Origin of the sequence: Microbacterium sp. (assembly GCF_030149085.1) — a bacterium.
Lineage (GTDB): Bacteria > Actinomycetota > Actinomycetes > Actinomycetales > Microbacteriaceae > Microbacterium.
This window is the reverse complement of record NZ_JASBSF010000365.1, coordinates 1-6,952: the sequence shown is the minus strand read 5'-3', so window position 1 is coordinate 6,952 and position 6,952 is coordinate 1. Positions and strand designations below refer to the sequence as shown.

9 protein-coding genes are annotated in these 6,952 nt (G+C 65.7%); 7 read left to right on the top strand and 2 right to left on the bottom strand.

Annotated features, from left to right (window positions below; all coding sequences use genetic code 11):
• Window positions 1-282: alpha-isopropylmalate synthase regulatory domain-containing protein (locus Q1V87_RS14780; RefSeq protein ID WP_300594524.1), on the top strand; the 282-nt coding region annotated here is incomplete at its 5' end.
• Between the two features lie 27 nt (window positions 283-309).
• Here Q1V87_RS14780 and Q1V87_RS14775 read toward each other — a convergent pair.
• On the bottom strand, window positions 310-1,035 hold the full coding sequence (locus Q1V87_RS14775; RefSeq protein ID WP_300594521.1) for a TRIC cation channel family protein: 726 nt from the start codon (window positions 1,033-1,035) through the stop codon (window positions 310-312).
• A 36-nt stretch (window positions 1,036-1,071) separates the two neighbouring features.
• Here Q1V87_RS14775 and recO point away from each other — a divergent pair, with 36 nt between their 5' ends.
• From recO to Q1V87_RS14755, 4 genes are all read left to right on the top strand, one after another.
• On the top strand, window positions 1,072-1,848 hold the full coding sequence (gene recO / locus Q1V87_RS14770; protein ID WP_300594518.1) for a DNA repair protein RecO: 777 nt from the start codon (window positions 1,072-1,074) through the stop codon (window positions 1,846-1,848).
• Window positions 1,845-2,657 carry an isoprenyl transferase gene (locus Q1V87_RS14765; RefSeq protein WP_300594515.1) on the top strand — a complete coding sequence of 271 codons (813 nt, stop codon included), beginning with the start codon at window positions 1,845-1,847 and terminating at the stop codon, window positions 2,655-2,657. Before recO ends, Q1V87_RS14765 begins: the two co-directional genes overlap by 4 nt.
• A gap of 98 nt (window positions 2,658-2,755) precedes the next feature.
• The gene (locus tag Q1V87_RS14760; protein WP_300594512.1) at window positions 2,756-4,150 is read left to right on the top strand and encodes a glutamate decarboxylase; all 1,395 of its coding nucleotides are present in this window, start codon (window positions 2,756-2,758) and stop codon (window positions 4,148-4,150) included.
• 32 nt (window positions 4,151-4,182) lie between these two features.
• Entirely contained in the window at window positions 4,183-4,833 is a 651-nt protein-coding gene (locus tag Q1V87_RS14755) for a YrhK family protein (protein ID WP_300594509.1), read from the top strand.
• A 46-nt stretch (window positions 4,834-4,879) separates the two neighbouring features.
• Here Q1V87_RS14755 and Q1V87_RS14750 read toward each other — a convergent pair whose 3' ends face one another.
• Complete coding sequence (locus Q1V87_RS14750) at window positions 4,880-5,383, bottom strand: glutathione peroxidase (protein WP_300594506.1); 504 nt, start codon at window positions 5,381-5,383, stop codon at window positions 4,880-4,882.
• A 71-nt stretch (window positions 5,384-5,454) separates the two neighbouring features.
• Here Q1V87_RS14750 and dusB point away from each other — a divergent pair, with 71 nt between their 5' ends.
• Window positions 5,455-6,618: a tRNA dihydrouridine synthase DusB gene (dusB, locus tag Q1V87_RS14745; protein ID WP_300594503.1), complete on the top strand. Its 1,164-nt coding sequence runs from the start codon at window positions 5,455-5,457 to the stop codon at window positions 6,616-6,618.
• Between the two features lie 13 nt (window positions 6,619-6,631).
• Window positions 6,632-6,952: HD domain-containing protein (locus Q1V87_RS14740; protein ID WP_300594500.1), on the top strand; the 321-nt coding region annotated here is incomplete at its 3' end.

The window sequence follows — 6,952 nt, the reverse complement described above, 5'->3', positions numbered from 1 at the left end:
ATCTCGGCTCGCGGGAACGGGAACGGACCGGTTGCCGCGTTCTTGGCGGTGCTGCGCGAGCAGGGGTTTGATGTCACCGTCTACGACTACGTCGAGCATGCTCTCAGCGCCGGCGGCGATGCGCAAGCGGCTGCCTACGTCGAACTTCAGGTCGAGGGCGAGCGGCTGTGGGGTGTCGGTATCGACGGCGACATCTCGACGGCGTCGCTGAAGGCGATCGTCTCGGGCGTGAACCGCGCTATTCGCGTCCGTGAGGAGTCCGGAGCTCTCGCCGCGGTCTGACAGCCGAGTGTGCGCGGGGGTTACCGGTCAGCCGGTTGCCCCCGCGTCCCCGTTGTCAGGACCTCCGGCATCACCGACGACGGCGATCGCCGAGGTCTCGACGGCAACCTTTCGGCGATAGAGTGCACGCTGTTCCGGAAGCGAGATATCTAAAACGACCGCGAGCAGCCGGATGACCGTAGTCACGGCGACAGCCATGATCGCCGCAGCGGTGAGTGGCGCCCCCAGCGAGAACGAGACGGTGAGGACGACGCACCCTGCACCCGCCGCTACCGCGTAGAGCGATCCGACGTGCATGATCGCGACCGGCAGGCCCATCAGCACATCGCGCAGGATGCCGCCACCCACCGCAGCGGCGACGCCAACGAAGATCGCGGGCACTTCCGGTAGGCCGAGATACAGCGCCTTACTTGTGCCGAAGGCTCCGAACAGGCCGATGACGAGAGCGTCGAGCCCGACGATCAGCCAGCTAACGCGCTCGAGGATCGTCGCGAGCAGCATCCCCAGGAGCGCGGCTGCGACTGCCGTGATCAGGTACCAGTTCGACTGCAGCGTCGACGGGGTGACGTTCAGCAGCAGGTCACGGATGAGACCGCCACCCATCCCCATGACGATCCCGATGATCGCGACGCCGAGGAGATCCAGGCGCCGCTGGCCGCGGAATCCCGAGGCGAACAGCGCGCCCTGGAGCCCGCCCAGCGCCACGGCAGAGAGATCTGCCCAGAGCGGGATCACGAAGAGTGGCTCGTTCACCCGTCCATTGTCGCTCGATGCCGGGATAATCGAGGGGTGCCCACCTACCGTGACGAAGTCGTGGTTCTGCGCACCCACAAACTGGGTGAAGCAGACCGGATCGTCACGCTCCTGAGTCGGCGCCACGGCAAGGTCCGCGCGGTGGCTAAAGGCGTGCGCCGCACATCGTCGCGGTTCGGTGCTCGCCTCGAGCCCTTCATGGTCGCCGATGTGCTGCTGTATCAGGGGCGCTCGCTCGACATTGTGCAGCAGGCTGACAGCCTCGGAGCCTACGGCGCAGACATCGCGCTGCACTACGACCGGTACACTGCAGCGCACGCGATGGTCGAGGCCGCGGACCGCCTGAGTGACTCCGAGGCGACGACGCCGCAGTATCTTCTTCTGCTCGGCGGCCTGCGGGCGCTTGCCCGCGGCGAGCACGCATCGCGCAGCATCCTCGATTCGTACCTGCTTCGCGTCATGGCACTGTCGGGGTGGGCACCCGGGCTTGAAGCGTGCGCCCGCTGTGGGCGCGTCGGCGAGCACACCTCGTTCGTTGCTCAGCTTGGTGGGATGGTGTGTCCCGACTGCGCGCCGGTCGGATCCGCGCGGGTGGATGCCGAGACCCTGAGAGTGTTGCGCGCTCTGATGACGGGGGAGTGGGACGTGGTGGATGGGGCATCGGCCGGGGCAGGCGGGGCGGCATCCGGCCTGATCGCGGCGTACACCCAGTGGCATCTCGAGCGCGGCATCCGGTCGCTCGAACACCTCGGTACCTTTGCGCCGCCCCCACAGCAGCCGACAGCCGTTCAGACGATGGAACGCACTCCATGAGCCCCAAGCCCTACACTCACCGTGACGCCGTGCCCTACCGACCGATCGATTGGACAGGTCTCTACCCGCCCGAGTTCCCCAAGGGGTCAGTTCCGAACCATGTCGCCATCGTCATGGACGGAAATGGACGCTGGGCCAACCGACGCGGCCTCACGCGTGTCGAGGGCCACAAGGCCGGCGAGGCGGCGCTCCTGGACGTCGTGGCCGGTGCCATCCAAGCCGGTGTCAAACACCTGTCGGTGTATGCCTTCTCGACCGAGAACTGGTCTCGCTCACCCGACGAAGTCCGCTTCCTCATGGGGTTCAATCGCGATGTGCTGCACCGCCGTCGTGACCAGCTCAACGAATGGGGCGTCCGGGTGCGGTGGGCCGGTCGTAAGCCCCGACTGTGGTCGAGCGTCATCAAGGAACTGCAGTTTGCCGAGCAGCTGACCGCAGACAACGATGTCCTGACGCTCACGATGTGCGTCAACTACGGCGGTCGGGTAGAGCTCGTCGATGCGGTGCGCTCGATCGCCGACGATGTCGCCGCGGGCAGGCTGCGTGCCTCTGCGGTGAGCGAGAAGCTCATTGCGCGTCGGCTCTACCAGCCGGAGATGCCGGACGTGGATCTTTTCATTCGGTCCAGCGGCGAACAGCGCACATCGAACTTCCTCCTCTGGGAGTCGGCATACGCGGAGTACGTGTTCCTCGACACCCTCTGGCCGGACTTCTCCCGGGCAGACCTGTGGCGAGCGATCGACCTCTACCTTGGCCGGGACCGCCGCTTCGGCGGAGCGGTCGACACTCCCGAGCCTCCCGCTCTGTAGCAGCTCGAAGGCCGGGATCCACGCCGGATCCGTTCATCCCGTCGGTAGCGAGCCCCGCGTGAGTCCTGAAAGACTCGGTAGCAACCCGAGGAGATGCCATGCTGCACGAACGCGACACCATCCGTGACGAAATCTTCGACGAGGTTTTTGCCTCGACCGAGCTGTCGGCGAGCCTGCCGAAGTTCCAGATGCCCCAGAGCGAGCAGCTCGCGCGGCACGCATATCGGCTCGTTTCCGACGAGTTGATACTCGACGGCAACTCGCGCCAGAACCTTGCGACGTTCTGCCAGACCTGGCTGGAGCCCGAAGTTCGGGACCTCATGCGCGAGACACTCGACAAGAACATGGTCGACAAGGACGAGTATCCGCAGACCGCGGCGATTGAGGCACGATGTGTTCACATCCTCGCCGACCTTTGGAACTCTCCCGAGGCAGAGAACACCCTCGGCACATCGACGACCGGCTCGAGCGAGGCGGCCATGCTCGGCGGTATGGCACTGCTGTGGAAGTGGCGCGAGCGGCGACGGGCAGCTGGACTGTCGACAGACAAGCCGAACCTCATCTGCGGGCCCGTGCAGGTGTGCTGGCACAAGTTCGCCCGCTACTGGGATATTGAGCTGCGCGAAATCCCCATGGAACATGACCGGCTGATCATGACGCCGGATGAGGTTCTTTCTCGGGCCGACGAGAACACGATCGGCGTGGTACCCACGTTGGGTGTTACCTTCACCGGCCAGTACGAGCCAGTGCAAGCAGTCAGTGCGGCACTCGATGACCTCCAGGCACGTACCGGACTCGACATCCCCATCCACGTCGACGGTGCGAGCGGTGGCTTCCTCGCACCCTTTACCGCCCCCGACATCGTGTGGGACTTCCGCCTACCCCGTGTGAAGTCGATCAATGCGTCAGGTCACAAGTTCGGTCTGGCACCACTGGGGGTCGGGTGGATTGTGTGGCGCGACGCATCCGAACTTCCCGAGGATCTGATCTTCGAAGTGAACTATCTCGGCGGCAACATGCCGACCTTCGCGCTCAACTTCTCCCGTCCCGGCGGACAGGTGATCGCCCAGTACTACAACTTCGTGCGACTCGGTCGGGAGGGGTACCAGCGCGTTCATCAGGCCTGCTACGACACCGCGATGTACCTCGCGGCGGAGATCGCGAAGCTCGGTCACTTCGAGATCATCAACGATGGCAGTCCCGAGCACGGCATTCCGGCTGTCTCGTGGAAACTCGTCGAGGGAGTCGAGCACGGATTCACCCTGTTTGATCTTGCCGACCGGCTGCGTACACGGGGCTGGCAGGTCCCGGCCTACACCATGCCCGCCAACCGGCAAGACCTCGCCGTGCAGCGCATCCTTGTCCGCGCCGGATTCAGCCGCGACGAGGCATCGCTCCTGATGGATGACTACCGTGATGCGATCGCTCACTTCGACAAGCACCCGGTATCCGTCCCGATGAGCGAGGAAGAGGCGGGCAGCTTTCACCACTGAGCCAGCAGGTCCCCCGCGGTACGCTCGGACACGTGACCGATCCGGCAGACGCGCGCGCGAAGCGTCTGCGCCGGGAGTCTTCTGGCTTCCTCATCGGGTCAGCGCTGTTCGGCGTGGGCGCTGTTCCCGCCCACGCCACGGCTGCGGGCCCGCTGGGAAGCGCGTTGACGTTCTTCGTGGGCTCACTCTTCTTCACCCTCGGGGGCTTCATCCAGTTCGCCCTCAGCGGTCGTCGCCCGCCTCGTGGCCGGTGGCGTAGCGCGGACGCGGCGGACTGGTGGTCCGCGCTTATCCAGTTCATGGGCACGGTGCTGTTCAACGTCAGCACCGTCACGGTGCTCGTCGCCGCTGTGCCGGCGACGCCGGGTACGTTCAGCGGGTGGCGACTGGACGTTTGGGGCTCGGCTGCGTTCCTCGTGTCCTCGATATTGGCGATGGTCGCCGCGAATCGGCGACATGAACTATGGGACCCGTTGGCGCGAACGTGGCACGGCACGATCCTGAACATGCTCGGCTCGATCGCCTTCGCGTTCTCTGCTGTCGGCGCGTTCGTGGTACCCGCGACTGGCGCGGTGCTGAGTGAGTTCTGGGCGAACGGGGGAACGTTTGTCGGTGCGATCTGCTTCTTCGTTGCGGCACTACTGGCCCGTCGGTTCATCCCCCAGGATGCCCCCGCCCGGTGAGCTGAGCGTATCCCGCTCAGCTCACCGGGGGTTCCTGCCTGCGCTCCTAGCCGCGAAGCGACTCCTCGATCACCGCGACAATCGCCGGGTCGTCAGGCTTTGTCGTCGGACGGAACCGGCGCACAGTGCCGTCGGGCGTGAGCAGGAACTTCTCGAAGTTCCACAGCACGGGACCACGCTTACCCTCGGCATCCTTCGCCTTCTTGAGGGCCTTGTAGAGCGGCGCGGCGTGGGAGCCGTTGACCTTGACCTTCTCGACCACCGGAAACGAGACGCCCCAGGTGGTCGCACAATATTCAAGGATCTCGTCCATGCTGCCCGGCTCCTGGCCCATGAACTGATTGCAGGGGAATCCGATGACGGTGAGCCCACGAGCGCCGTAGGTCTTCTGCAGCTGCTCGAGCTGCTCGTACTGGGGCGTCAGACCGCATTTCGAGGCGACGTTGACCACCAGAACGACGCCGTCACCGTAATCGGCGAGCGTTGCGGTCTCGCCGTCGGCCGTGGTGAAGGGAATGTCGCGGAGGGAAACCTGCTGCACGTCGGTCATGGGTTCAGGCTACCGTCGCACCCGAGGGGACAGCGCGGCGCGGCAACGCGCAGGTCTGGGAGAATGGGTGGATGCCGTCATCACCGTCCGCCACGTCCGTCGCGCCGCTGCGCGTCGGTCCGATCACGGTCGATGCGCCGGTCGTGCTCGCACCGATGGCCGGCATCACCAACACGGCGTTTCGGCGGTTGTGTCGGGAGTACGGGGCAGGCCTCTACGTCAGTGAGATGATCACGTCACGGGCACTCGTGGAGCGCAACGAGACAACGATGCGCTTGATCACGCACCACGAGTCCGAGACCCCGCGGTCGATTCAGCTGTACGGCGTCGATCCCGCCACGGTGGAGGCTGCGGTTCGGGTTCTTGTCGAGGAGGACCGAGCAGATCACATCGACATGAACTTCGGATGCCCCGTCCCCAAAGTCACGCGCAAGGGAGGTGGTGCCGCCCTCCCGTGGAAGCTCGGCCTGTTCCGTGAGATCGTGACGCGCGCCGTTGCCGCAGCGGGACCCATCCCCGTGACGGTGAAGATGCGCAAGGGAATCGACGACGACCATCTCACCTACCTCGAGGCGGGCAGAATCGCCGAGGACGCCGGCGTCTCAGCGGTCGCACTTCACGCCCGCACAGCCGCCCAGTTCTATTCGGGGGAGGCTGACTGGGAAGCGATCGCTCGTCTCAAAGAGCACGTGAGCTCGATTCCGGTGCTCGGCAACGGTGACATCTGGGCAGCCGAGGACGCGACGCGGATGATGGCTGAGACCGGATGCGACGGCGTTGTCGTGGGTCGCGGGTGCCTCGGGCGGCCCTGGCTGTTCGGAGAGCTGGCGCGGGCGTTCGACGTGGATGCCGGACCGCTTGTCGACGCAAATCTGGGCTTCGTCGCGCGTGCCTTCCGTCGGCATGCGGAGCTTCTGGTGGAGTTCTTCGAGGACGAGGGCCGCGGATGCCGCGACATCCGAAAGCATGTCGCCTGGTACTTCAAGGGCTATCCGGTGGGCGGCGATCTCCGAGCCAGACTTGCGACGGCATCCTCTATCGCCGAGATCGACGAGCTGCTCGCGCAGCTGGACCTCGACGCTCCCTATCCGGGAAGCGCAGCCGAGGGTCAGCGCGGGCGCGCGGGAACCCCGAAGCGCCCTGCTCTGCCGGACCGCTGGCTCGAGTCTCAGGACATTGACGGCGTCGACTCGTGTGCGCTGGCCGACGCTGAACTGGACCACAGCGGTGGCTGAGCGAGGTGTCCCGGTGCATCGCGGGTATGCGGATGCCGATGCCGAACGATTCTATAGCGAGCACCACCGATCGCAGCGCGACGGTTTCGCACGGGACCGGGCGCGCGTGCTGCACTCGGCGGCGCTTCGCCGCCTTGCCGCCAAGACCCAGGTCCTGAGCCCCGCAAGCCCCGCCGATTTCGCTCGTAACCGGTTGACCCACTCGCTCGAAGTCGCACAGGTCGGACGTGAGCTTGCCACGGCGCTCGAACTGGCGCCCGACGTCGTCGACTCCGTGTGCCTGAGGCACGACCTGGGGCATCCGCCCTTCGGTCATAACGGCGAGATTGCCCTG

Coding starts and splice junctions, on each gene's coding strand:
- Q1V87_RS14760 (WP_300594512.1), top strand. CDS start 2,756: ATGCTGCACGAACGCGACACCATCCGTGACGAAATCTTCGACGAGGTT.
- Q1V87_RS14750 (WP_300594506.1), bottom strand. CDS start 5,383: ATGACCGACGTGCAGCAGGTTTCCCTCCGCGACATTCCCTTCACCACG.
- Q1V87_RS14765 (WP_300594515.1), top strand. CDS start 1,845: ATGAGCCCCAAGCCCTACACTCACCGTGACGCCGTGCCCTACCGACCG.
- dusB (WP_300594503.1), top strand. CDS start 5,455: ATGCCGTCATCACCGTCCGCCACGTCCGTCGCGCCGCTGCGCGTCGGT.